At 43.7% G+C, this 23,580-nt stretch carries 23 protein-coding genes; 21 read left to right on the top strand and 2 right to left on the bottom strand.

The window, feature by feature from the left end:
* Positions 1 to 11: 11 nt before the first annotated feature.
* Positions 12 to 866 carry a VOC family protein gene (locus NSQ72_RS18155; RefSeq protein WP_247543952.1) on the bottom strand — a complete coding sequence of 285 codons (855 nt, stop codon included), beginning with the start codon at positions 864 to 866 and terminating at the stop codon, positions 12 to 14.
* A gap of 177 nt (positions 867 to 1,043) precedes the next feature.
* Here NSQ72_RS18155 and NSQ72_RS18150 point away from each other — a divergent pair, with 177 nt between their 5' ends.
* The 15 genes from NSQ72_RS18150 to cydC all read left to right on the top strand — a co-directional run bounded on the left by NSQ72_RS18150 (position 1,044) and on the right by cydC (position 17,567).
* Entirely contained in the window at positions 1,044 to 1,376 is a 333-nt protein-coding gene (locus NSQ72_RS18150; protein WP_047202942.1) for a winged helix-turn-helix transcriptional regulator, read from the top strand.
* A 370-nt stretch (positions 1,377 to 1,746) separates the two neighbouring features.
* Complete coding sequence (locus NSQ72_RS18145) at positions 1,747 to 2,205, top strand: NEAT domain-containing protein (RefSeq protein ID WP_341084884.1); 459 nt, start codon at positions 1,747 to 1,749, stop codon at positions 2,203 to 2,205.
* A 20-nt stretch (positions 2,206 to 2,225) separates the two neighbouring features.
* Positions 2,226 to 2,882, top strand: a complete 657-nt coding sequence (gene isdC / locus NSQ72_RS18140; RefSeq protein ID WP_341084882.1) for a heme uptake protein IsdC — start codon at positions 2,226 to 2,228, stop codon at positions 2,880 to 2,882.
* A gap of 19 nt (positions 2,883 to 2,901) precedes the next feature.
* Positions 2,902 to 4,758 (top strand): NEAT domain-containing protein, encoded by a 1,857-nt coding sequence (locus NSQ72_RS18135; RefSeq protein ID WP_341084881.1) that lies wholly within the window; start codon positions 2,902 to 2,904, stop codon positions 4,756 to 4,758.
* A 76-nt stretch (positions 4,759 to 4,834) separates the two neighbouring features.
* On the top strand, positions 4,835 to 5,722 hold the full coding sequence (gene isdE / locus NSQ72_RS18130) for a heme ABC transporter substrate-binding protein IsdE (RefSeq protein ID WP_341084880.1): 888 nt from the start codon (positions 4,835 to 4,837) through the stop codon (positions 5,720 to 5,722).
* A 34-nt stretch (positions 5,723 to 5,756) separates the two neighbouring features.
* On the top strand, positions 5,757 to 6,743 hold the full coding sequence (locus NSQ72_RS18125; protein WP_039182499.1) for a FecCD family ABC transporter permease: 987 nt from the start codon (positions 5,757 to 5,759) through the stop codon (positions 6,741 to 6,743).
* Positions 6,730 to 7,500 carry an ABC transporter ATP-binding protein gene (locus tag NSQ72_RS18120; protein WP_064498835.1) on the top strand — a complete coding sequence of 257 codons (771 nt, stop codon included), beginning with the start codon at positions 6,730 to 6,732 and terminating at the stop codon, positions 7,498 to 7,500. Before NSQ72_RS18125 ends, NSQ72_RS18120 begins: the two co-directional genes overlap by 14 nt.
* 26 nt (positions 7,501 to 7,526) lie before the next feature.
* A complete protein-coding gene (gene srtB / locus NSQ72_RS18115) occupies positions 7,527 to 8,276 on the top strand; it encodes a class B sortase (RefSeq protein ID WP_341084879.1) in 750 nt (249 codons plus the stop codon).
* A gap of 18 nt (positions 8,277 to 8,294) precedes the next feature.
* Positions 8,295 to 9,233: an ABC transporter substrate-binding protein gene (locus NSQ72_RS18110; RefSeq protein ID WP_247543942.1), complete on the top strand. Its 939-nt coding sequence runs from the start codon at positions 8,295 to 8,297 to the stop codon at positions 9,231 to 9,233.
* Complete coding sequence (locus NSQ72_RS18105; RefSeq protein ID WP_341084877.1) at positions 9,230 to 10,243, top strand: FecCD family ABC transporter permease; 1,014 nt, start codon at positions 9,230 to 9,232, stop codon at positions 10,241 to 10,243. Before NSQ72_RS18110 ends, NSQ72_RS18105 begins: the two co-directional genes overlap by 4 nt.
* A gap of 7 nt (positions 10,244 to 10,250) precedes the next feature.
* Entirely contained in the window at positions 10,251 to 11,366 is a 1,116-nt protein-coding gene (gene isdG / locus NSQ72_RS18100; protein WP_341085053.1) for a heme oxygenase, read from the top strand.
* A 323-nt stretch (positions 11,367 to 11,689) separates the two neighbouring features.
* Positions 11,690 to 13,105, top strand: a complete 1,416-nt coding sequence (locus NSQ72_RS18095) for a cytochrome ubiquinol oxidase subunit I (protein ID WP_039182485.1) — start codon at positions 11,690 to 11,692, stop codon at positions 13,103 to 13,105.
* Entirely contained in the window at positions 13,092 to 14,108 is a 1,017-nt protein-coding gene (cydB, locus tag NSQ72_RS18090) for a cytochrome d ubiquinol oxidase subunit II (RefSeq protein WP_039182483.1), read from the top strand. The genes NSQ72_RS18095 and cydB overlap by 14 nt, the downstream gene beginning before the upstream one ends.
* Entirely contained in the window at positions 14,108 to 15,844 is a 1,737-nt protein-coding gene (gene cydD, locus NSQ72_RS18085; protein ID WP_341084876.1) for a thiol reductant ABC exporter subunit CydD, read from the top strand. Before cydB ends, cydD begins: the two co-directional genes overlap by 1 nt.
* On the top strand, positions 15,834 to 17,567 hold the full coding sequence (gene cydC, locus NSQ72_RS18080; RefSeq protein WP_341084875.1) for a thiol reductant ABC exporter subunit CydC: 1,734 nt from the start codon (positions 15,834 to 15,836) through the stop codon (positions 17,565 to 17,567). The genes cydD and cydC overlap by 11 nt, the downstream gene beginning before the upstream one ends.
* Positions 17,568 to 17,620: 53 nt before the next feature.
* Here the strand turns inward: cydC and NSQ72_RS18075 are convergent, their stop codons facing one another.
* Positions 17,621 to 18,658, bottom strand: a complete 1,038-nt coding sequence (locus tag NSQ72_RS18075; RefSeq protein WP_064498828.1) for a pectate lyase family protein — start codon at positions 18,656 to 18,658, stop codon at positions 17,621 to 17,623.
* Positions 18,659 to 19,110: 452 nt separating this feature from the next.
* Here NSQ72_RS18075 and sigY point away from each other — a divergent pair, with 452 nt between their 5' ends.
* The 6 genes from sigY (at position 19,111) to NSQ72_RS18045 (ending at position 23,552) form a co-directional block, all read left to right on the top strand.
* Positions 19,111 to 19,644, top strand: coding sequence for an RNA polymerase sigma factor SigY (gene sigY, locus NSQ72_RS18070; RefSeq protein ID WP_144489833.1), 534 nt, complete (start codon positions 19,111 to 19,113; stop codon positions 19,642 to 19,644).
* Entirely contained in the window at positions 19,641 to 19,952 is a 312-nt protein-coding gene (locus NSQ72_RS18065) for a YxlC family protein (protein WP_058838459.1), read from the top strand. The genes sigY and NSQ72_RS18065 overlap by 4 nt, the downstream gene beginning before the upstream one ends.
* Positions 19,949 to 20,161, top strand: a complete 213-nt coding sequence (locus NSQ72_RS18060) for a hypothetical protein (protein ID WP_039182469.1) — start codon at positions 19,949 to 19,951, stop codon at positions 20,159 to 20,161. Before NSQ72_RS18065 ends, NSQ72_RS18060 begins: the two co-directional genes overlap by 4 nt.
* Positions 20,162 to 20,472: 311 nt before the next feature.
* The gene (gdhA, locus tag NSQ72_RS18055) at positions 20,473 to 21,843 is read left to right on the top strand and encodes an NADP-specific glutamate dehydrogenase (RefSeq protein WP_039182467.1); all 1,371 of its coding nucleotides are present in this window, start codon (positions 20,473 to 20,475) and stop codon (positions 21,841 to 21,843) included.
* Positions 21,844 to 21,925: 82 nt separating this feature from the next.
* Complete coding sequence (locus tag NSQ72_RS18050) at positions 21,926 to 22,039, top strand: hypothetical protein (protein ID WP_223250414.1); 114 nt, start codon at positions 21,926 to 21,928, stop codon at positions 22,037 to 22,039.
* A 121-nt stretch (positions 22,040 to 22,160) separates the two neighbouring features.
* On the top strand, positions 22,161 to 23,552 hold the full coding sequence (locus tag NSQ72_RS18045) for a copper amine oxidase (RefSeq protein ID WP_341084873.1): 1,392 nt from the start codon (positions 22,161 to 22,163) through the stop codon (positions 23,550 to 23,552).
* The last annotated feature ends 28 nt before the right edge of the window (positions 23,553 to 23,580 follow it).

Raw genomic sequence — 23,580 nt, 5'->3', positions numbered from 1 at the left:
GCACCTTCTTTTTAGTCTGTTTCTTCAATCTGTAAACGAACGAGAACGCCAAATGGATCAACAAATTCGCTGCTTTTTCCTGTCGTGTTGACTTGAGTGCCTGCTTTTGTCAGACGTTCGACGACGGATTGTCTGTCTGCTTCTTCTGGGAAAACCAGTGTATAGCTTCTAATTCCTGAAAAACGTGGATCAATGGCTCCTTTTCGTCCGCGTCCCCATGCATTAAAGGCAAGGTGGTGGTGGTACACACCAGCGGCGATAAATACGCTTGCTGGTGGAGCCATTCGGATATGAAAACCGAGCGTATTGACATAAAAGGAATCCGCTTCTTCTGGGTTGAGATGGAAATGCAAGTGTCCCATCACTGTACCGGCAGGGAGTCCTTCCCATGTGGTATCAGCAGCTTCTTGCAGGAGGCCATCTCCATCAAGCGGTGCATTTCCGCCACCTTTCAGTTCTCCATGCTCACCGACCCAAATGTCCTGAGGACGGTCAGCATAAATTTCTACGCCAATGCCGTCAGGATCACTTAAATAAATGGCTTCACTGAAAAAGTGATCGCTTGCTCCAATTAAAGGATAGCCTTTTTTGATTACATGTGCCAGCCATGTGCCCAGGTTTTTTCTGGTAGGTAATAAAACAGCAAAATGATAAAGTCCTGGCTCATGATCAGGCTTTTCTTTCAGTTGTGCATCTTCTTTTAACAAAAGAATCGGTTCCTTTGCATTGCTGCCAAGTGTCACCGTGGAATCAGTCTTTTCTAATATAAAAAATCCTAAAATGTCTGTATAAAAAGGTAAAGAACGATCAAAGCTGGACACATGTAATTCTGTTACACCCAGCCTTAGCTGCTCAATTGTCTTCAAGCTCGGTCATCTCCTTCATGATATATGCATCGGCATGTTCAAATGTTTTTGAAAATCTATAAAAAATGAATACCTTGTTACTTTTAGTAACTAAACTATATAATAGTTAGTGACTTATTTCAAGTAATTAATTGTGTTATAATAAAAAAAAGAGAAAAAAGCAGGAGGGAGTAAGATATGGCTCAAGTAGATGGCTGTCCAATTACAGATGCCATGGAGATTCTAGGCAAGAAGTGGGTCATTCTCATCATCAATCAGCTTCTGACAGGGCCTAAGCGTTTTTGTCAGCTTGAAAATGAAATGAACATCAGCGGAAGATTACTATCAGAAAGGCTGAAGGATTTAGAAGCTGAGGGACTTGTTGAGAAAAAAGTATACCCCGATATTCCAGTGCGGATTGAATACGAATTAACAGTTCAAGGGAAGAAGATTGAACCGATTATTCGTGAAATGTATGCTTGGTCTTTAGATCGTAAACACAGCAAAATAGAGGAACATGTTTCATCTTAATCCATTTCGATCAGTGTGTCTGATCGAAATTTTTTTGTGTGATTTTCCAGAAAACTAAGACAATAGTATGAAAAATGATGTTGACAATCATTTCATGCATTATATAATATCAAGGAGAAGAGGGTTCTTTTCCCTGTAATGGAATGGAGGTTATGCCATGGTATTATAAATGGGACAGATTGCCTAAAACTCGTATCAATCCATCATTTAGAAGCAGACATCTTTGACTTTTAGGAAGCAAAGATTTATTTTTTTAACTCAATTGATAATGATTATCATAATCATCTATAAGTGTGTTCCAGCACTTATGAAGGTTATTTTTTTTATTATCTATTGAGAATAATTATCAATATCATTTAGGAGGGTTCACATGAAAGTCATTCGTTCAACATCACCCGTATTATTATTCCTTAGTTTTGTTCTATTATTTGCTCTAGCTCCTGTTAGCTCGGCCTCAGCAGCTGGCTTAGCAGATGGTCAATATTCAGCGCAATATGTGGTATGGAAGGCTGATAGCGATTCGACTTCAACAGCGAATACGTATTTTGAAAAACCAGCTAAGCTTGTCGTAAAGGATGGAAAAATCAAAGCGCAAGTCACGTTAACGAATAGCTCTTGGATCACAAGCTTTAAAACTCTCGATCAAGGTGTCTACAAAGATGCGAAGGTGATCAGTACAAATACAGCTGCAAATAAGAGAACCGTAGAATTCAATGTGAACAGCCTGACTGAGGTTGTACCAGCAAAAGTGAGTGTGACTGTACCGGTCATCGGATATACAGGCAATTACGACATTCGCCTTAAGTTTGATGCGCCATCTGTTCAATAGAAAGGGAGGAAATTCGCTTGATGAAAAAAAGAATGAGGCTGTCAGTCTTCATGGCGGTTTTTTTACTGGCACTTATGCTGCCTTTTTCAAATGCACAGGCTGCCGCATTAAAGGATGGTACATACTCCGTCAATTATACAGTGCTAAAAGCTGAAGGAAATGCGGTCTCAATGGCAAATGATTACTGGTTGAAGCCAGCAAAAGTAATAGCGAAAAATGGAAACCTGACAGTACAAATGACGATTAAAAATAGCAGCTGGGTAACGGAATTTAAAGTGCCGGGAAATGGCGGCTATGTCGATACAACCGTTCTCTCAACAAATAAAAAAGCCAATACAAGGCTCGTTCAGTTCCAAGCTCAAAGCTTGTCTAAACCGATCAAGTCCAAAATTCATGTCACTGTGAAATCTGCTGATTATGATCATGATTACACCATTCAGCTGAAATTCGATGAAAGCAGCATCAAGTCACTTTCGTCTAACAGTGCAAATCAATCAACGGGTGCAGCAGAAAGTCAGCAGCCATCAAAAGAATCAACAAACAAAGCTGATACATCCACAACGAAACAACAAGAAGACAACCCTCAAACTGGTGATACAAGCCAGATAGGATGGCTCCTTGTGCTTGTCTTATGCTCTGGCGGGTTTTTAGCAAGAAAGTGGATCATCAAGCATTAACGGAAGGAAGTGTCACCATTTGAAACGTCTTTTTCATCTAAAGGCAGCCATTCTGCTTGTTTTATTCAGTTTGTTGACTGCGTTTCAGATTCCTCAAGGAACAGCACAAGCGGCATCATTCGTTGATGGGGAATACACAGTCGGGTTCTCCATTTTAAAAAATGGCAGCACAGAAGCGTCCATGATGGATACCTATACAGAAAAGCCAGCTAAGCTGATTGTGGAAAATGGCAAGAAAACAGCCTATGTCACATTGAAGCAAAGCAAAGAAATAACAGATTTCAAGGTTGAACAAAATGGTGCTCTCGTCACCACTGAAACAGTCAGTGAGGACGAAACAGCCAATACACGTGTGATTAAATTTGATGTCGCCGACTTATCAGCGAAATTAAACGGCTGGGTGAAAATTTACTGGGATTTAGGCGGCTTCATTTATGATGAAGCGTATGACATACAGCTTGCATTCGATCAAAGCAGCCTTACACTCGTTAATTCTGCAGAGCCAGAAGAAAACGAACCAAAACCAGATGATCAAAATGGCACAAAGCCAGACGATAACGAAACAAAGCCAGATGACCAAAACGGTACAAAGCCAGACGATAACGAAACAAAGCCGGATGACCAAAACGGTACAAAGCCAGATGACAATGAAGCTAAACCGGATGACCAAAATGGCACAAAACCAGACGATCAACCGACAACACCAGGCAATAACAATGGCACAAAACCAGATGATTCTGCGCAAAATCAATTAAAAGATGGCGTATATCGTATCAATTACAGTGTGCTAAAAGGGGATACGGATGAGGCATCTCGAATGAATCAATACTTCTCACATCCCGCATCCTTAACCGTCAAAAATGGAAAGCAGACCATTTCCTTTACAGTGAAGGATCATAAGTCTGTCGCTTCTTTGAAAACAGAGAAAAACGGTTCTTATCAAGAAGCAAAGACAGTGAGCACAGATGAAGCGAAGAATACAAGAGTGGTTTCATTTGATACTGCTGATTTGAAAAAAGCGGTGAAAGGAAAAGTGCACATTGTAGTAGCAGCCGCTAACTATGACCAAACCTACGATATTCGTTTTCAATTTGACTCAAAGAGTATCGCTCCAGTGAAGGACGGGCAGGTGGTAGAGGAAGAAACACCAGCTACACCAGAAACGCCAAAACCAAATACACCATCACCAGAAACAAATAACAGCGGAGCTGATCAAGAGACTACTCAGCTAAAAGATGGTGTATACAAGCTTCCTTTCTCAATGAAGAAAGCAGACAAGGATGAGCTTTCCCGCATGAACGATTACGTCGTGAGCCCTGCGACACTGGTTGTGAAAAATGGCCGCCATTTCGTTTCATATAAAGTGAAAAACAGCTCAGCCATCACGTCATTCCAAGTAGGAACAGGCGGAAAATTTGAAGAGACACTTGTCGCGAAAACAGATCAAAAAGCAGATACACGTGTCATTCAATATGAAGCAAAAAGTTTAAGCAGTGCTCAGGCTGCACGCGTAAAAATTGATATTCCAGCTGCGAACTATCATGAGCAGTACGATGTCAAACTTGTCTATGACACAAAAGGAATCGCTCTCGGTGAGGGAAGCGGAATTTCAACGGTCATTGGAGACGATGAGAGTATCGGATTTATCAAAAATCCAAATGATCACGATTCTCAAACAACTCAACTTGAGAATGTAGCACCAGAGGAAACGGGTGCGGAGCAGATGACATTTACGCCATCAGATGATCAAACCAAATCTGAGTCTGGACAGCTGAATCCGAAAACGGGAGATGCCTCTCTTCTTTGGGTGTATATTCTTTTATTCGGCGGTTCGTTATTCGTACTCGTCAGAAAATATCAAACACGGACAAGATAGTTCGTTTTATTTTAAGTGAGATGCGCCTTTTACCTCGGCGCATCCACTCTCTTTTTTCGAAAGGAGGCTTCTGTTTTTGAAGCATCGAATGTTATGTACCTTGATCGCTGCCTTCAGTGTGTGCATGATCTTATCGGGCTGCTCACAGTCAGCTGAAAGCTCAGCAAAAGGTAAAAAAAGCGCTGAATCAAGTGAGCGTATTGTAGCAACGACTGTAGCTGCCGCGGAGATCATGGATGCTTTAGAGGTGGATCTTGTCGGGGTGCCAACAAGTCAAAAATCCTTGCCAGCTCGTTACAAAGGACTGCCAGAAGTCGGCAATCCCATGAGCCCGGACATGGAAATCATCCAATCACTTCAACCGACAGATGTCCTGTCTGTCACAACCCTTCAATATGATTTAGAGAAACCCTTTCAGCAAGCAGGTGTCCCTGCCACATACTTAAATCTCGAGAGTATGGCCAACATGGAGAAGGTCATCACGAAGCTTGGGGATAAGTATGACAGGAAGAAGCAGGCTGAGCGCATTGTGTCTGCGTTTGAGCAAAAAAAGAAAGACATACAAGAGAAGGCAAAAGGAAAACGCAAGCCGTCCGTTCTGATTTTGCTTGGTGTGCCAGGAAGTTATTTGGTGGCGACAGAAAATTCATATATTGGTGATCTTGTACGTATCGCAGGAGGAAAGAACATTGTGGAAGGCGAGAAAATGGAGTATTTGGAATCCAATACGGAGTATTTACAAAAAGCCAATCCAGATATCATTCTCCGAGCCGCACATGGGATGCCGGATGAAGTCGTCAAAATGTTTGATCAAGAATTTAAAACAAATGACATCTGGAAACATTTTAATGCGGTCAAACAAAACCGGGTGTATGACCTCGAAGAAAGCTTATTCGGGACAACAGGCAATTTAAAGGCAGCAGAGGCATTAGATGAATTGACTCGTATGTTGTATCCGTCATAAGTTTGCGAATCTTAATGATAAAAGGACGTTCAAGATGAAAAAAACAGGATTTTTATTTCTGATAGTCAGTCTCTTACTGGTCTGCGTGTTTATTTATTCAGCCATTACTGGGAGCATTCATGTGACCCCAATTGAATTATTAGAAGGGCTCATCACCGGTCAACATGCACAGGTAGAAATCATTAAAGATTTGAGAATCCCCCGCGTGCTCATCGCGATGTTTACAGGGGCCGCCTTATCTGTCTCCGGTGTACTGCTGCAGTCGGTCATGAGGAATCCGTTAGCTGATGCCGGCGTCATTGGGATTTCATCAGGAGCCAGCTTCTTTTCATTAATGGCGATTACAGCGCTTCCTCAATTTTATTTCTACTCACCTTTATTTTCGGTATTAGGCGGGGCGATTGCGTGTTTCCTCGTATACGTTCTATCTTGGAAGGGTGGTTTAAGCCCGATCCGCATGATCTTAGTTGGGATCGCCATCAATGCCATGTTTACTGGAATGGCTGAAGCATTTGTGACCATTTGCAGCTATTTCAATATCACAATTAATCAGTCAGGACAGTCGAATCTCACAATGAAAACGTGGGGAGATGTCCGTTTAATTGGTGTCTATGGTGTCGTCGGTCTTGTCGTTGCACTCTTCTTCAGCAGATGGTGCAATCTCCTGGCCCTTCAAGACAAGACAGCGAAAAACTTAGGCTTGCGTGTGACCAGAATGCGCCTTTTGATTTCCATCACAGCCGTTTTACTTGCGGCAGTGACAGCTGCAGTAGCGGGCGTGATAGCCTTTGTCGGCTTGCTCATTCCGCACATTTCAAGAAGGCTTGTCGGCTCGGATCACCGAGTACTGATTCCATTTTCTGCGTTAAGCGGGGCTTTGCTTATTTTGACGGCTGATACGCTTGGCAGGACGCTTGTGGCGCCAAATGAGATTCCTGCTTCTACGATCATGGCCGTGATTGGCGGGCCGTTTCTGATCTTTTTATTAAGAAGGGGGGACCGTCTCCATGGACATTCGTGAGGTGTCATTCTCATATGACCAGCAGAAGGACATCGTTCAATCGGTCACAACACAGATTGAAAAGGGGAAAATCACAACCATTATCGGTCCAAATGGATCGGGAAAATCCACACTGCTTTCCTTAATGGCAAATAATCATTGTCCAAATAAAGGGCAGATACACTTAGACGGGCAAGCGCTGAATGCGTTCAAGCCAAAGGAGCTGGCGAAAAAGCTGGCTGTCGTCCATCAGCAAAATGAAGCACCGCTTGATTTAACGATCGAACGGGTCGTGGCATTCGGCAGAACGCCGTACCAGACAATGCGCGGAGGAGACAAGGAAGAGGATGAGAGAGCGATAGAGTGGGCGCTGTCCAGTACAAAGCTAACGGACAAACGAAAGGTGCCGCTCGCCTCACTGTCAGGTGGAGAGCGGCAGCGTGTATGGATTGCGATGGCACTTGCGCAAAAAACACCGATCCTTTTCTTAGATGAACCGACAACTTATTTGGATATCTACTATCAATTTGACATTCTTGAGCTGATTCGTGAGCTGAATGCCAGGCATGGATTAACCATTGTCATGGTGCTCCACGATATGAATCAGGCTGTCCGCTACAGCGATATCATCATAGCGATGAAGGATGGACAGATTATCAGTGAAGGACAGCCAAACGATGTGTTAACAGAGGAAAACGTGCGGCACATTTATGATGTGTCCGTGACGATTAGACAGGATGCAGAAACAGGGATGTACATCGTGCCTGTTGGTATATAAGCTGGGCAAAAAGCAGGTGAGACAGTGTGAAACGAGGAAAAAAGCTCTGGCAGCGGATGCTGACGATCGTTTGTTTAGGCGTATTGATTTATAGCGGTACAGCCATCGGCTTCGAACTTTTCGGTTATTATCAAAATCGCCAGGTGCTTGCAAAGGCCCAGACGATGTATGGACATGAAGAAATGAATGAAAAACGGGAGTCGGGAAAGATCCGTTCGTCATTTGATGAGCTGCGGAAGGTGAATGAGGACATTGTCGGCTGGATCAATATGGAGGATACGATGATTCAGTATCCGATCGTTCAATCTCGCGATAATGCGTTCTACTTAACTCGTAATTATTTAAAAAACGACACCCGGGCAGGCAGTATCTTTATGGATTATCGTAATGATGTCCTGCATGAAAGCCCAAATACGGTGGTGTACGGCCATCGGATGAGGGATGGATCCATGTTTGCTGGACTCACAAACTATCTAAAAAAAGATTTCTTTAATGAGCACCGGACATTTCAGTACGATACGCTGTATCAAAGCTATGAAGCGGAGATTTTTGCCGTGTATGAAACGACGGTTGACTTCGATTATATTCAAACCGATTTTCAGGATCTTGGCGAATATGCACATTACTTGCAAGCTGTGCGGAAGAAATCAATCTATCAAACGAAGACAGACGTGTCCACAGATGACCTCATCCTCACCTTATCGACCTGTGATCATGTGCTTGCACCTAAAAACGGGCGTCTCGTGGTACAGGCAAAGCTAAAGAAAGTTTACTAGAAAAGGAGAGACAGACGGTTGAAATTTTCACATGTGATCTTGGCGGGACTCGTCTTGATGCTTCTCCTCGGCGGATGCAGTCAGGCAGCACCTGTAGAGAAAGAAAGCGTAGCAGGAGCGCTGAAGATAAAGGATTTTACCGGAAGAACGCTGTCATTTGATGAATCCCCTCAGCGTATTGTCGCCTTATCGACCGGGGACTTGAGTATTCTATATGCTTTAGGCGGTGAGGCGGTCGGCAGGCCAACTGCCGAGTTACCAGACAGCTTACAAAAGGCAAAGTCCGTACAAACGATTGGCACAACGCATCAATTTGATGTAGAGCTGATCACAAGCCTACAACCTGATGTTGTGCTTGGAAATGAACAATTAAACAGCAAGGACATCTCGACAATAGAAGGAATTGGTTCACAGCTTCTTTTGACAAGCGCCAATTCTGTGAAGGACATCCAGCGCCAAATATCGTTATTTGGGGAGTTGCTTGGGAAGCAGCAAAAGGCTAAAGCACTCAATGATCAAATTGATGAGCGGAAAAAGCAGGTCAAGCAACCTAAGAAAAAAGTAAAAACACTCGTTGTGTACGGTGCACCCGGCACATATATGGCGGCGCTTCCTCAATCCTTAAGCGGAGATTTACTGCATATCGCTGGGGGTGCAAACATCGCTGAGAATGAACCGGCACTCGAAAAATTCCCTCAATACGCCCAAATCAATGCTGAAAAGGTGATCGAAGCCGATCCTGATCTCATTCTGCTCATGACACACAGCAATCCTGAAGATGTGAAAGCGGGCTTTATGAGTGAAATGAAACAAAATGCAGCATGGCACGACGTATCAGCTGTCAAAAATGGCCGCGTGGAGATTTTGCCTAGTGATTTATTTGGGACGAATCCAGGCGCAGACGTCATCAAGGCGATTGATGAACTAGAAAAGAGATTGAAGCGATTGTCATCATGAAGGTGAATGCAGAGTTAGATTTTCAAAAAAGACAGTCGAGACGAAGGTGGCTGATACCAGGACTGTTTCTTTCGCTAGGTGTGGGCATATGTCTAGGGCTTGCATTAGGTTCTGTTCAATTATCGCTGCCAGATTTGATCGCTGCTTTGACGGGATCAGGCCAGCCTGTCCATGAAAAGATCGTCATGGATTTACGCCTGCCGCGCGTTCTCATAGGCTTCATCGTCGGGGCCTGTCTCGCAGCATCAGGAGCGATTTTACAAGGAGTCGTCCGAAATCCACTCGCTGACCCTGGCATCATCGGAGTGACCGCCGGCGGTGGATTAGCGGCTGTACTCAGCATGATTGTGTTTCCACAATTCACGTATCTGCTTCCAGCGGCTGCCTTCCTTGGCGCTTTATTAGCGGCACTCGTTGTGTATATCCTGTCGTTTGACCAAGGGGTTTCGCCACTGAAATTGATTCTGGCGGGAGTGGCAGTCAATGCCCTGCTTGGTGCGGTCATGAATGGGTTGATGGTGCTTTATAGTGAGCGTGTGCAGGCTGTTCTGCCTTTTTTATCAGGAGGGTTAAATGGACGGAGCTGGCATCATCTGAGCTTTGTGTCACCCTATGCGCTTGCCGGTTTGTGTCTTTGTTTTTTTGCGATCAAGCCCGCAAATCTTCTTTTACTTGGTGATGAGTCAGCGCAGCTGCTTGGCCTTAGAGTCGAGCGAACCCGTTTTTTCTTAATTGCACTGGCGGCGCTTTTGGCGGGTGCAGCGGTAAGCGTGAGCGGTTTAATTGGATTTGTTGGTCTTGTCGTTCCTCATTTTATCCGCCTTTTAATTGGAGATGACTACCGGTACCTGCTTCCGATCTCCATGCTGGGCGGCGGCGTACTTGTGGTCTTTGCAGATACAGCAGCACGGGTATGGTTTACACCGGTTGAACTGCCTGTTGGTATTCTGCTTGCCTGTATCGGTGCACCTTTCTTCCTCTATTTATTAAAAAAGAAAGGGAGGGGTTAAGTTGGATGTGATTGCGATGAATGACGTGAGTCTCAGTCAAGGAGGCTTTCGGCTGTCGTCTATTTCAGCAGCTGTGCCTAAAGGGAGTGTAACAGGAATTATTGGACCGAATGGGTCAGGGAAGTCGACGTTTATTAAAGCGGCAGCGCGCCTTACGTCGATTGAAAGCGGCATGATTTATATTCACGATATCCCGCAAAAAGAAATGACAGCACAGGAGATTGCACAGGAAATCGCCGTTCTGATGCAGACGAGAACTGCCATCCCATCGATGACAGTACGTGAGCTGGTTGCACTTGGACGCAGTCCGCATCGTTCGATCTGGAAAAAGAGCTCGCAGACAGATCAGGAAGCGATAGAGTGGGCGCTTGATGTGACAAATAGCCGCGTGAATGAAAACAGGATGCTGCATACATTGTCAGGCGGAGAAAGGCAGAAGGCGTATATTGCAATGGCACTGGCTCAGAAAACAGAGACGATTATTCTGGATGAGCCTACCACTTACTTAGATATTGCGCACCAGCTTGATTTACTGGAGCTGCTCAAACAGCTGAATGAAACGCATGGGATCACCATTTTAATGGTTCTTCATGACCTGCAGCAGGCAGCAAAATATTGTGATCGCCTGATTGCGATGAAGCGTGGTCAGGTTTACCAAATAGGGACACCAAACGAAGTATTAACAGAAAACTTTTTCAAAGAAGTCTTTGGGATTCAGGCAGAGGTTCACTTAGATGGAGAGCATCCGCTCATTATCCCAATCGCTTCGATCCAACAACAAAAGGGAGATGAACCAAACATGATCATTGTAAACAACCAGGTTAGAGTAGAAAAAGGCAGTGCAGACCATCTCGTTAAGCGTTTTAACAAGCAGGGACAAGTAGAATTCATGGAAGGATTTTTAGGCATGGAAGTCTGGGTCACACAGCAGACAACCGATTACGATGAAGTGACCATTCATACCCGCTGGAATCGAAAAGAAGATTTTGTGAACTGGACAAAATCTCAGGCATTTGGAGATGCACACGCTCATGGAAAAGCGAAACCTGAAGGCCTTTTAAAAAATAAAATTACGTATTATGAAGTGCAAGTCACAAGACCTGCATTACAGAAAAAAGCCTAAAAAAGAAACACAGCGCTGCGGTCCACATGCAGCGCTCTTTTTTTTGCGGTTTTTTATTTTCCGTCACATATTGTTGACAAAGTATTCAAATAACTGACACAATACCATCCAATTTTTAGGTAAAATTTACTTTATTTTTGAAGCGTATGGGTGTAAAGTACAGGTATAAATAACTAACCGAATGAAAATCAAGAGTAAAATTTCACCGAGTGAACCATTTCAAATGGACTTTTATTTGTGAAACATTGAACAAATAGTGAACATTTTGTGAAATGGTGAGCATGAATCGTTCGGCATGTGAAAGTAAGGGAGGATGTAAGGCTGTGAGTGAGCTGTTTTTAGCAAGATTTCAATTTGCTTCAACGACATTATTTCATTTTATTTTTGTTCCTATGTCAATAGGTTTGGTGTTTATCGTCGCATTGATGCAGACCCTTTATGTCGTCAAGAAAAAAGACATCTATAAAAAGATGGCGAAGTTTTGGGGTCACCTGTTCTTACTTAACTTTGCAGTAGGTGTGGTGACAGGGATTCTGCAGGAATTCCAGTTTGGGATGAACTGGTCAGATTATTCAAGGTTTGTCGGTGATGTCTTTGGTGCACCGCTTGCCATTGAAGCGCTTTTGGCCTTTTTCCTTGAATCTACATTTATTGGACTTTGGATATTCGGCTGGGATCGTCTGCCGAAGAAGATTCATTTATTGTGCATTTGGCTTGTTTCCCTTGGTACGATCTTTTCGGCGTTTTGGATTTTACTCGCCAACTCATTTATGCAGGAGCCAGTTGGATTTGCCATTAAAAATGGTCGTGCAGAAATGAATGATTTTGGCGCTCTTGTAACGAACCCGCAGCTTTGGGTTGAATTCCCGCACGTTCTGTTTGGTGCACTGGCAACAGGAGCTTTCTTTATTGCAGGAGTTAGTGCCTATAAAATGATTAAAAAGCAAGAAATCGCCTTTTTCAAAAAGTCATTCCAGATTGCGATGGTCCTCGCTTTAATTTCTGGCTTAGGTGTGGCGTTCTCTGGACACGATCAAGCGAAGCATTTAATGAAATCACAGCCAATGAAAATGGCAGCAAGTGAAGCCCTTTGGAAGGATAGTGGAGATCCAGCGGCTTGGACACTATTTGCCAACATTGACACAGATAAAAAAGAAAACTCTGCGGAGATCAATATTCCGTTTGCCTTAAGTTATTTGGCTTATTCGAAGTTCAGCGGGGATGTTCCAGGTATGCTGACACTTCAAAAAGAATATGAAGCCAAGTTTGGTCCCGGGGACTATATTCCGCCAGTGAAAACAACATTCTGGAGCTTTAGAATCATGGTCGGTGCAGGCATGCTGATGATTTTTGCTAGTATGATTGGCTTGTACTTAAGCTTTAGAAAGAAACTTGAAACAAACAAATGGTATTTACGCTTCATGGTATGGATGATTGCGTTCCCGTTTATTGCGAACTCAGCCGGCTGGATCATGACTGAGATCGGGCGTCAGCCGTGGACCGTCTTTGGCATGATGACGACGGCTCAATCGATTTCACCGAACGTATCGTATGGCATGCTGTTATTCTCAGTCATTAGCTTTACGGCGATGTATCTGATTCTTGCTATTGTGCTCGCTTACTTATTCATTCGAGAAATTAAAAAAGGTGCACATTCTGAAGAAGATACAGATCAAAAGGATGAAACGGACCTGTCTACAGATCCATTTGATGGAGGCGCATATCATGGCATATCTTAACGAGATTTGGTTTATTCTTGTCGCAGTATTGTTTGTTGGATTTTTCTTCTTAGAAGGATTTGATTTTGGTGTCGGGATGTCCATGCAGCTGCTTGGAAAGGACGCGCACGAGCGCCGCATTTTAATCAATACGATTGGTCCTTTCTGGGATGCGAATGAGGTCTGGCTGATTACAGCTGGCGGCGCTATTTTCGCTGCATTTCCTCACTGGTATGCCACGATGTTCAGCGGATACTATATTCCGTTTGCGGTTCTCCTCTTAGCGCTCATTGGGCGCGGGGTCGCCTTTGAATTCCGAGGGAAGGTTGAGAAAGCCTCTTGGATCAAGGTGTGGGACTGGGTCATCTTCTTTGGCAGTCTGCTTCCGCCATTTTTACTAGGTGTATTATTCACGAGTATTTTACGCGGGATGCCAATTGATCAAGACATGAACATGTACGCTGGTTTTACGGACTTTGTGAATCTTTATTCAGTGATCGGCGGGGTAGCTGTGACAGTTCTTTGCCTGTTGCATGGCTTGATTTTCGTCACACTTCGTACAGAGGGTGAATTAAGAGATCGTGCAAGAAAACTGGGCCAGCGTGTCCTGCTTATTGCACTCCCTGTTCTTGTTATTTTTGTCGGTGTGTCCATCATAGAAACAGACATTTATACCGTACGCCCGATCATCACCATTCCGTTAACTGTGCTGATTGTGGCTTGTTATATAGCTGCTCTTGTTTTGATGAGAAAAGAACGTGATGGCTGGACATTCTTATTCACAGGCGCAGGCATCATGGTGACGGTGTCCATGCTGTTCACTGCATTGTTCCCGCGCGTCATGATTAGTTCAATCAGCCATTCATTTGATCTCACGATTCAAAACGCTGCATCTGGATCTTATTCACTGACGGTCATGACGATTGTGGCCATTTCTTTGCTGCCCTTTGTGCTTGGGTATCAAATTTGGAGCTATTACGTCTTCCGTAAACGTGTAAGCGGTAAGGAGCCAATGACCTACTAATGGATAAACGTTTGCTTCAACTAAAAGGAATGAGAGGGCTTCTTGCCCTCTTAGGTATTGTGTCACTCATCCAAGGAGCAAGTATTATTTTCCAAGCACAGTGGCTGGCACATGCCATTACAACGCTGTTTGACGGGAAAAGCCTCTCGCAGGCAACGCCATATGTCCTGCTATTTCTTGCTGCCTTTCTTGTGCGGCACGGTCTCACCTTGATTCGGGAGAAGGTCATGTTTACGTACTCTTCCCGAATTGGAGCAGACGTCAGAAAGCAGCTGCTAGACCAACTTTTTCGATTAGGGCCTGCCTTCGCAAAGAAAAAAGGGACAGGAAAGCTTGTCACATTAGCAATGGAAGGAATTGCTCAATACCGTCAGTATTTACAGCTGTTTTTACCGAAAATGGTGAACATGGCAGTGATTCCGGCAATGGTCCTTATCTATGTGTGGACATTAGATGAAACATCGGCCGTCATTTTAATTGTGACGCTGCCTATTTTAATTATTTTTATGATTTTGCTAGGCCTTGTTGCTCAGCGTAAAGCGGCCAAACAATGGAGATCGTATGAGAAATTATCCAATCATTTTACTGACTCTCTCCGCGGCCTTGAGACGCTTCGTTACTTAGGTATCAGCAAAAAGCACTCCCGTAATATTGCGGAGGTGTCAAAGCGATATCGAAAAGCGACCATGAGCACACTGAAGGTCGCCTTTCTATCATCGTTTGCACTCGATTTCTTTTCCATGCTATCAATTGCAACCGTCGCTGTTTTTCTTGGCTTGCGATTAATTGAAGGAGAGCTTCTCTTATTGCCGGCTTTGACGGCGCTTATGCTGGCGCCAGAGTATTTCCTGCCGGTACGTGAAGTAGGAAATGATTATCATGCGACGTTAAATGGAAAAGAAGCGAATGAAGCTATGCAGGTCATTTTAGAAGAAAAGGGCTTTCGCACGCAGGAGACACAATCTGTGCAGCTGGACAAGTGGGATGCACAATCCGTGCTCACGCTGCAAGATGTTTGTGTCCAGCATGATGAACATGCCCCTTATTCCATTCAGGATGTAGATCTCACTGTCAAAGGGAAGAAAAAAATCGGCATTATTGGTGCCAGTGGTTCAGGGAAATCGACGTTAACCGATGTCCTTGGCGGCTTTGTTGAACCGTCTTCGGGTGAAATCACGCTAAACGGCCAGCCGCTTGTTCATTTACAGATGAAGGAATGGCAAAAGGAAGTTGTCTATATGCCGCAGCATCCCTATTTATTTCACATGACATTAAGAGAAAACATTCGTTTTTATGAACCGAATGCAACAGATGAAGAAGTGGAAAGAGCTGTGCATGAGGCTGGTTTAACTCAGCTTGTCACGCAGCTGCCAAATGGTCTGGATGAAGCCATTGGAGAACAGGGGAGAGGGCTAAGCGGTGGACAGGCGCAAAGAATTGCCCTTGCTCGAACTGTGCTGGGCCAGCGGTCGATTATGCTGTTAGATGAACCAACGGCGCATCTCGATATTGAAACAGAGTACGAATTGAAGAAAACAATGCTTCCACTGTTTGAACATAAACTTGTGTTCTTAGCGACACACAGACTCCATTGGATGCCGGACATGGATGAAATCATTGTCATGGATCAAGGAACCGTCGCAGAAATGGGGACACATGATTCATTAATGCAAAGAAAAGGCGTGTATTATCAATTGGTACAGGAGCAAATGGGGGCGGTCACACATGATCAGTAAAGGCTGGTTTATACCTTATATCAAGGAGAATCGAAAGCTGTTTGCCTTGGTTTTAATTTTAGGAGCCATTGCGGTATTCTCTGCTTCTATGCTGATGTACACGTCGGGCTTTCTCATTTCAAAAGCCGCGACAAGACCTGAGAATATACTCATGGTCTACGTCCCAATCGTGGCTGTACGTACCTTTGGAATTTCGCGCTCTGCTGCCCGCTATGCAGAAAGGCTGGCGAGCCATCAACTCATTTTGACAATGATTGAAAAAATGCGTGTGCGTCTGTATGACATGGCTGAACGAAGTGCCAAACAGACAAAGCTGGGGACAGGTGAAATGCTTGGCCTCTTGTCAGATGATGTGGAGAGGCTGCAGGATGCCTATTTAAAAACCATCTTTCCATCCATCGGTGCACTGCTTTTATATGCCGCATCCATTGGAGCACTTGGCCTTTTCTCATGGCCTTTTGCTGGACTGATGCTGCTTTATATGGCACTTCTCGTCTTCGTCTTCCCATACGTCACAGTGCTTGTGAACCGGGCAAGACAAATTCAAATGAAAAAAGGCAGAAATGAACTGTACAGCCATTTAACAGATGCAGTCATGGGCGTTAGTGACTGGTTGTTCAGCGGCAGGCAGAAAGATTTTGTTGATGGTTATGAACAAAAAGAAGCGCAGCTGTTAGCGCTTGAATCAGCAAAGCACCGGTTTATCCGTCTGCGCCAATTTTTTGCACAGCTCATCATTGGAGGAGCTGTCGTGCTTGTCGTGTATTGGAGCGGCTCGGTCGTTCAGTCAGGATCCATGTCACACACCCTGATTGCAGCCTTTGTGCTTGTGCTGTTTCCGTTAACAGAAGCCTTTCTTCCGCTGTCAGATGCAGCAGGTGATATCCCTGTCTATCAGCATGCTGTCAGCAGATTACATCATTATGAAAAGCAGTCATATGAAGGAGAAACTGAGAGCGAGGCAGTGGATCGGTCAACCCTTTCTCACGATGAAGCTGTCTGTTTCGATCAAGTGTCCTTTCGGTATGACACGCATCAATATGTACTTCAAGACTTGACCTTTTCTCTGAAGCAAGGGGAATCACTCGCGCTCTTAGGTAAAAGCGGTGCAGGCAAATCGACCATTTTAAAATTGTTAGAAGGGGCAGTCGTTCCAAATCAAGGAGCTGTCAGCATTCAAGGAAAACCGGTTCAAAGCATTCAAGAGAATGTGTCTGCCTATGTGTCTGTGCTCAATCAACAGCCTTATTTATTTGATACGACTGTTTTAAACAATATTCGTTTAGGATCTCCAGAGGCGACAGAAGAGCAGGTAAAAGAAGCAGCTAGACAAGTGCAGCTGCATGATTACATCGAGTCTTTGCCAGAAGGTTATCACACAGGTGTTCAGGAGACAGGGGTTCGATTTTCAGGTGGAGAAAGACAGCGTATAGCATTAGCTCGGATTTTGTTGCAGGACACGCCGGTTGTTGTATTAGATGAACCGACCGTCGGGCTTGATCCACGGACAGAGCGTGAATTGCTTGAAACCATCTTCCGTGTGTTAAAAGGGAAAACAGTTATTTGGATAACCCATCATCTGACTGGCTGTGAGGCGTGTGACCGCATCATGTTTATTGAAGACGGACGCATTGAGATGCAGGGTCAGCATCAGGTTTTACTAAAAGAAAACAAGCGTTATCAAAAGCTATATGAAATGGATCGTCCTTTTTCTACAATCTAAATGAAATGACAAAAACGTTCGGACAGGAAATCTCTGCCCGAACGTTTTGTGGTTTAAGGGTTTACTTTACCAACACCTGCATTTGAGATCACTTCTGATTTCACATTGTTCACGTTAAGCAAAGAGTAGTTATAAGGAGGGTTATACGTACCTGTTGAAGATGTTGGCAGACTGCCTGTGCTGTTAATATAAGAGTTGTTGATGACATGCCATGTTCCTACTTGACGGCTGTCCCAGCTTCCAATGGCATTATTGGTGTTTTCAAATACGTTGTGTTCTATTCTCATCTTTGCGCCCATACGTGAGTTAATCGCTGTTGCCAAGATGCCTTTATAATAGTTGTTATAGACATGGCCTTCCCCGAAGCGCATAGACGGTACACGAGAGTTCAGGTTTTCAAAACGGTTGTTGTGGAACGTAATTTTTCGATTATAGTTATCGTTATCGGAGCTGCCCATGAGCATTGTTTTCCAGCTGTCATGTACATAGTTCCACGAGAAGGTAATATAGTCAGAGTCATTTTTCACATCAAATAAACCATCGTAGTCATCCTTCCCAGAATTCAATGTGTTGTACAGTTCATTATGGTCGACCCATATGTTTTTAGAACCGCCTTCGATCCCGATTGCATCTTTGTCACCGATTTTGCTGTGGTGGATTTTCAAGTTGCGGATGATGATGTTATTGGCACGCCATACTTTAATGCCAATCCCATTAAATTCACCGTTCGTCCCTTTACCGACGATCGAAACATTATTTGTATCTTTCACATCTATTTTATTGGCTGATGTATTAGAAGGGGTAATCGTCCCGTCTACTACAATTTTTAATTTTTCGTTTGTTCCTTTATTTTTGAGGGCAGCCAATAATTCATTTCCAGTTTTGACTGTGACGGTTTTACCACCTTCACCGCCTGTTGTGCCGCCATTTAATGTGGAGAAGCCTTGTTGATTAAAGTTGGCCATAATAGAAGGGCTTTCTGGGTATTTGGCTGCTGCCTTTGCCTCCCCGTTTGGTGCAAATAATGAAGTGACGAGACCAACAGCTAATACACCGGCTAACATTGGAACTTTTCTCTTCAAAGTCAACATCTCCATTCTCTATTTTGTTTTAATGAAAACGTTTCCAAAATAAGCTGTGATTCACCCAATCCTCCTTCCTTCACAAGCATCGCCTCATTCGGAATGTAGGAAGAGCATAGCATGCAAAAAGGTATCATCGGCTAAGGATAGGCGCAGCGTATTCCATGATTTTCTAGGAAGCTAAGCCAATGATTATTTTATTTCATCTTCATGAGATAAGGACCATTGTCGATAGGTATGTGGATGACATCATGATTATGGAGAGGAGGCTCTTCATTTGCTAGAAAATCAAAACGCATCATTTTGTTAGAGAAGAAGGAATGCCATAATCATTACATAAGAAAAAATGGCATATAAAATGGGTTTCATAGAAGTTATGCTAAAAAATAAGGTCTATTTTAAACGGTATTGTCATTCGTGTCGTCTCATGAGTAAGAGAAGAAAAGGAAGGAGGGACGTGTTTGGAGCAGACAGAAGAGACATTATTGATTCAGCGGGCAAAACAGGGCGATGATACTGCGTTTACAGCCCTTTATCGGCATCATTATTCCTTTCTTTACCGATATATGTTGAAGCTGACCCTTCAACAAGAGCTGGCAGAGGAAATCATGCAAGAAACGATGCTGAAAGCGTATATGAAACTTTCTTCATTTAGAGGAGATGCCTTATTTTCAACCTGGCTCATTTCGATTGCATCTAGGCAATTTTTAGATCACCAGAAGAAAAGAAAACGTGAACAATTGAGAGAAGGAAAAGCGAATCAGGAGGCCATACGCCGTTTCAAATGGAACGTTCAGCAAAAGGGGAACACATGGCATGACATGTGGGATGCTTTAAATGAATTAAAGGCTCAGGAGCGAGCACCCATTATTCTGCACTATTATTATGGCTTTACCTACCCAGAAATGGCTTCAATGCTCGGAATGAGAGAAGGCACTGTGAAATCGAGGGTTCATCATGGATTAAAGAAAATTCGAAAGGAGTGGGATGTATGAAGGAAGATCGTTTGACCGAACGTTTAAAAGAAGAGCTGCAGCAGCTAGATGAACAAATTGAAGTGAAACAGCCAAGTGAGCAGGCTGTCATGATGATGTTGAAACAGGCGAAGGAACAAGAGAAAAGGCGTTTTAAACAAGAAGTGCTGGCATACGTTTTGATCAGTTTGACCATTCTGGCACTCTTTGCAGCTGCCATTACCCATTTGCCTATCATCTTCATTCTTCTCCAAATAGTGAGCGTACCCATCTGCTTTATTGTTGGCTACAAGGAATATCAACATATCAAAGGAGGGTCTTCCTTATGAGTCAGACAGAAATGATCATCTTATTGTGCGTCTTGCCGTTATTGTTTGCACAGGGCTTTCTTTTATTTATGGATGCAAAGAAAAGAGGGCGTTACAAGTGGTTCTGGGGTATTGTCGGTCTCATTAACTTTCCATCGTCTTCTATTTTATATTGGCTTTGTGTCGTGCTACCTGATCGAAAAAGAGGCGGGAAGCTCCGAAAAGATTGAGTGCATCCGATCAAACTTTTGACCCTTTTTTCGTTGGAAAACAAGCTAGAAATTCATCATGATTCATGTATTTGTCAAAGAAAACGGGATGAGAAACATCCGCTTGTTCGTTTCTAGCACATTAGTCATTCCTTGAGCGCTTATTTTTAAAGTCAATTGCTGCGGCTGCTTGATCTATCTCAATTCGGCATCATTTTCATCTGTTATCAATATTGATCAGATTTTACAATTGGTGTTAAATTAATCTCAATATGCGTTAGAAAATCTAACAATTAAAAGTGTGGAGATATCTACAAGGAGGCAGATGCGACATGTTGACCTTAGATCGAGCAGCACAAACAGCACAAAGCTACATCCACCGTGTGTTAGAAGAGGTGGAAAAACGAAATCCCGGCGAGGAGGAATTCCAGCAAGCGGTAAAAGAAATTCTGGAATCACTCGTCCCAGTTTTTGCGAAGCATCCAGAGTATGAAAAACAGGGCATTTTAGAACGGCTCATTGAACCTGAGCGGCTTGTGATATTTCGAGTGCCATGGGTAGACGATGAGGGCAAAGTACAAGTCAATCGAGGGTTTAGGGTTCAATTCAATAGTGCCATCGGTCCTTATAAAGGAGGAATTCGTTTCCATCCAACCGTCAATGCAAGCATTATCAAGTTTTTAGGGTTTGAACAAATCTTTAAAAACGCACTGACTGGTATGCCGATCGGTGGAGGGAAAGGCGGATCGGATTTTGACCCTAAAGGAAAATCTGATGGAGAAATCATGCGTTTCGTTCAAAGCTTTATGAGTGAACTCGGCCGATATATTGGACCTGATCAAGATGTGCCAGCAGGTGATATTGGTGTAGGAGCACGCGAAATTGGCTATATGTTCGGACAGTATAAGAAAATGCGCGGTGCTTATGAAGCGGGTGTACTCACGGGGAAAAGCCCTGGATTCGGAGGCAGCTTAGCGAGAAAAGAGGCGACAGGCTACGGACTGGTGTACTTCATGGAGGAAATGCTGAAAGCACATGGGCTCCAATTTGAAGGGCGTTCAGTTGTTGTGTCGGGCTCAGGAAATGTGTCTATTTATGCAATGGAAAAGGTAATGGAATTAGGCGGTAAGGTTGTGGCTTGCAGTGATTCAAGCGGAGCAATATATGATCCTCAAGGGATATCACTTGAGACCATTAAGCAGCTGAAGGAAGTCGAGAATCAGCGGATTGGGGCATACATAGACATTCACCCGCATGCTGAATTAATTGAAGATTGTGAACAAATTTGGTCCGTTCCTTGTGATATTGCGCTGCCATGTGCAACACAAAATGAAATATCAGAGGCGCATGCACAGCAGCTTGTGGCAAATGGTGTCATCGCTGTTGGAGAAGGAGCCAATATGCCGTCCACTCTTAAGGCGGTCAAAGTATTTGAAGAGAATCGTATTTTGTTTGCGCCGGCAAAAGCGGCGAATGCTGGCGGAGTAGGTGTCTCAGCACTGGAAATGGCGCAAAACAGTGCAAGAATGTCTTGGACATTTGAAGAAGTAGATGATCAGCTGAAACAAATGATGCAGTCTATTTATCGTCAGTGTACAGAGACAGCGGACGAATATGGACACTCAGGGAACATCATGGTTGGAGCAAATATTGCAGGATTTCGTAAGGTGGCAGATGCCATGATTGCACAAGGCGTGATTTAACTCCTGCTCTCCCGCACCTGTTTATTTCATGACAAGATGGGGAATCGTCCTTTAAGAATGACAATAAGGAGGCGCGGGAGAAATGAAAAAATGGCTGAAACAAATTGTCAAATGGGCACCTGTGATTTATCCAGTGGTGAGGAAAATATATAAAGAGCGAAAAGCATCTAAACGTCGTAACGTATCAGCCGGATAATCCGGCTTTTTTTATGCAAACATACAGATCCTGTGTTGTAAAAAAATAATAGAATCGAATGATCCATTTCATCCCTCTCTCCGTTAAGTACATAACAAACGGAAAGAGGAGGAAATAAAAGATGAACATGAAGAAAGCAATGTTAACCATTCCACTGAGCGCAGCGTTACTATTCCCAGCGGCTCATAGCGCAAGTGCACACGAAGGACATATGCATGGGGAGGCGAAGAAGACGTCTTCGTCACAAGAGGTATCAAATAAAGCAACAGATCTTCGAGCAGCACTAGATCAGCTGTTTTCAGAGCATGCCTATTTAGCGGTGATCACGATGCAAAAAGGAATTGACGGCAGTAAAGACTTCGATCAAGCAGCGGCGGCTTTAAATGACAACACGAATGACTTATCAGATGCAATAGCCTCTGTGTATGGTAAAAAAGCAGGCAAACAATTCAAAGACATTTGGTCAAGTCATATCGGCTACTTTGTTGACTATGTACAAGCCACAGCGAAAAAAGATGATGCAGGTAAAAAGAAAGCGATCAAGCAGCTTGACCAATATCGAATGAAACAAGCCGATATGCTCGATCAAGCAACAGACGGCAGACTGAAAGCAAGTGAGCTTGAAGAAGGCTTGAAGATGCATGTGAACGAACTGTTAAAAGCGTTTGATAGCTATAATGAAAAGGATTTTGATACGACCTATGAAACAGTGAGAAAATCCATTCATCATATGTTTGAGGTAGGAAAAGGCGTGTCATGGGCCATCACAGATCAATTTCCTGGGAAATTTGATCAAAAGTCAGTGGATACACCAGCAGCGGATCTTCGTGAAGATTTAAACTACTTGTTCTCAGAGCATTTGGCACTCGCAGTAGTTGCCATGCAAAAAGGAAATGATGGCAGTAAAGACTTTAAGCAAGCAGCGGCGGCTTTAAATGACAACACGAATGACTTATCAGATGCAATAGCCTCTGTGTATGGTAAAAAAGCAGGCAAACAATTCAAAGACATTTGGTCAAGCCATATCGGTTACTTAGTTGATTATGTCAAAGCGGATGCATCAGGGGATCATCAAGCAAAAGAAAAGGCTGTCAAAGATTTAGATGCGTATCGAATGAAGCAAGCGAAATTCCTAGATCAAGCGACAGATGGACGTTTGAAGGCAGCTGATTTAGAAGCTGGTTTGAAAACACATATTGATGAGCTGATCAAAACGTATACGTCTTACCATAATGGTGAATATGATCAGCTTTATCCGACAGTGAGAGAGGCTTATGGTCATATGTTCATGGTTGGTCAGGATGTCGCAGCAGCGATTGTTGATCAGCATCCTGAGCTGTTCAAATCGAACATGCCTAATGAAATGCCGAAAACAGGTATGGGAGGCACAGCCGGTCCTTTAGGCATGTCCTATGAAGCATTTGCGGGAATGATCGCAAGTTTGATCCTCGCAGGCGGCGTGGCAGGTGCATTCTTCCTTAATCGCCGTAAGGCATCAAATTCTAACTCATAAAGACAGACGGGAACGTGCACAATCGTGC

Source organism: Bacillus sp. FSL R5-0659 (genome assembly GCF_038008785.1).
GTDB classification, from domain to species: Bacteria; Bacillota; Bacilli; order Bacillales; family Bacillaceae; genus Bacillus; species Bacillus safensis.
This window is presented reverse-complemented; position numbering and strand designations above follow the sequence as displayed.

Excerpts from the sequence above, each read along its gene's own strand:
- NSQ72_RS18150 (WP_047202942.1), top strand. The coding sequence starts at position 1,044 with ATGGCTCAAGTAGATGGCTGTCCAATTACAGATGCCATGGAGATTCTA.
- NSQ72_RS18145 (WP_341084884.1), top strand. The coding sequence starts at position 1,747 with ATGAAAGTCATTCGTTCAACATCACCCGTATTATTATTCCTTAGTTTT.
- isdC (WP_341084882.1), top strand. The coding sequence starts at position 2,226 with ATGAAAAAAAGAATGAGGCTGTCAGTCTTCATGGCGGTTTTTTTACTG.
- NSQ72_RS18125 (WP_039182499.1), top strand. The coding sequence starts at position 5,757 with ATGAAAAAAACAGGATTTTTATTTCTGATAGTCAGTCTCTTACTGGTC.
- NSQ72_RS18120 (WP_064498835.1), top strand. The coding sequence starts at position 6,730 with ATGGACATTCGTGAGGTGTCATTCTCATATGACCAGCAGAAGGACATC.
- NSQ72_RS18105 (WP_341084877.1), top strand. The coding sequence starts at position 9,230 with ATGAAGGTGAATGCAGAGTTAGATTTTCAAAAAAGACAGTCGAGACGA.
- cydB (WP_039182483.1), top strand. The coding sequence starts at position 13,092 with ATGGCATATCTTAACGAGATTTGGTTTATTCTTGTCGCAGTATTGTTT.
- cydD (WP_341084876.1), top strand. The coding sequence starts at position 14,108 with ATGGATAAACGTTTGCTTCAACTAAAAGGAATGAGAGGGCTTCTTGCC.
- cydC (WP_341084875.1), top strand. The coding sequence starts at position 15,834 with ATGATCAGTAAAGGCTGGTTTATACCTTATATCAAGGAGAATCGAAAG.
- NSQ72_RS18075 (WP_064498828.1), bottom strand. The coding sequence starts at position 18,658 with ATGTTGACTTTGAAGAGAAAAGTTCCAATGTTAGCCGGTGTATTAGCT.
- NSQ72_RS18065 (WP_058838459.1), top strand. The coding sequence starts at position 19,641 with ATGAAGGAAGATCGTTTGACCGAACGTTTAAAAGAAGAGCTGCAGCAG.
- NSQ72_RS18060 (WP_039182469.1), top strand. The coding sequence starts at position 19,949 with ATGAGTCAGACAGAAATGATCATCTTATTGTGCGTCTTGCCGTTATTG.
- gdhA (WP_039182467.1), top strand. The coding sequence starts at position 20,473 with ATGTTGACCTTAGATCGAGCAGCACAAACAGCACAAAGCTACATCCAC.
- NSQ72_RS18050 (WP_223250414.1), top strand. The coding sequence starts at position 21,926 with ATGAAAAAATGGCTGAAACAAATTGTCAAATGGGCACCTGTGATTTAT.
- NSQ72_RS18045 (WP_341084873.1), top strand. The coding sequence starts at position 22,161 with ATGAACATGAAGAAAGCAATGTTAACCATTCCACTGAGCGCAGCGTTA.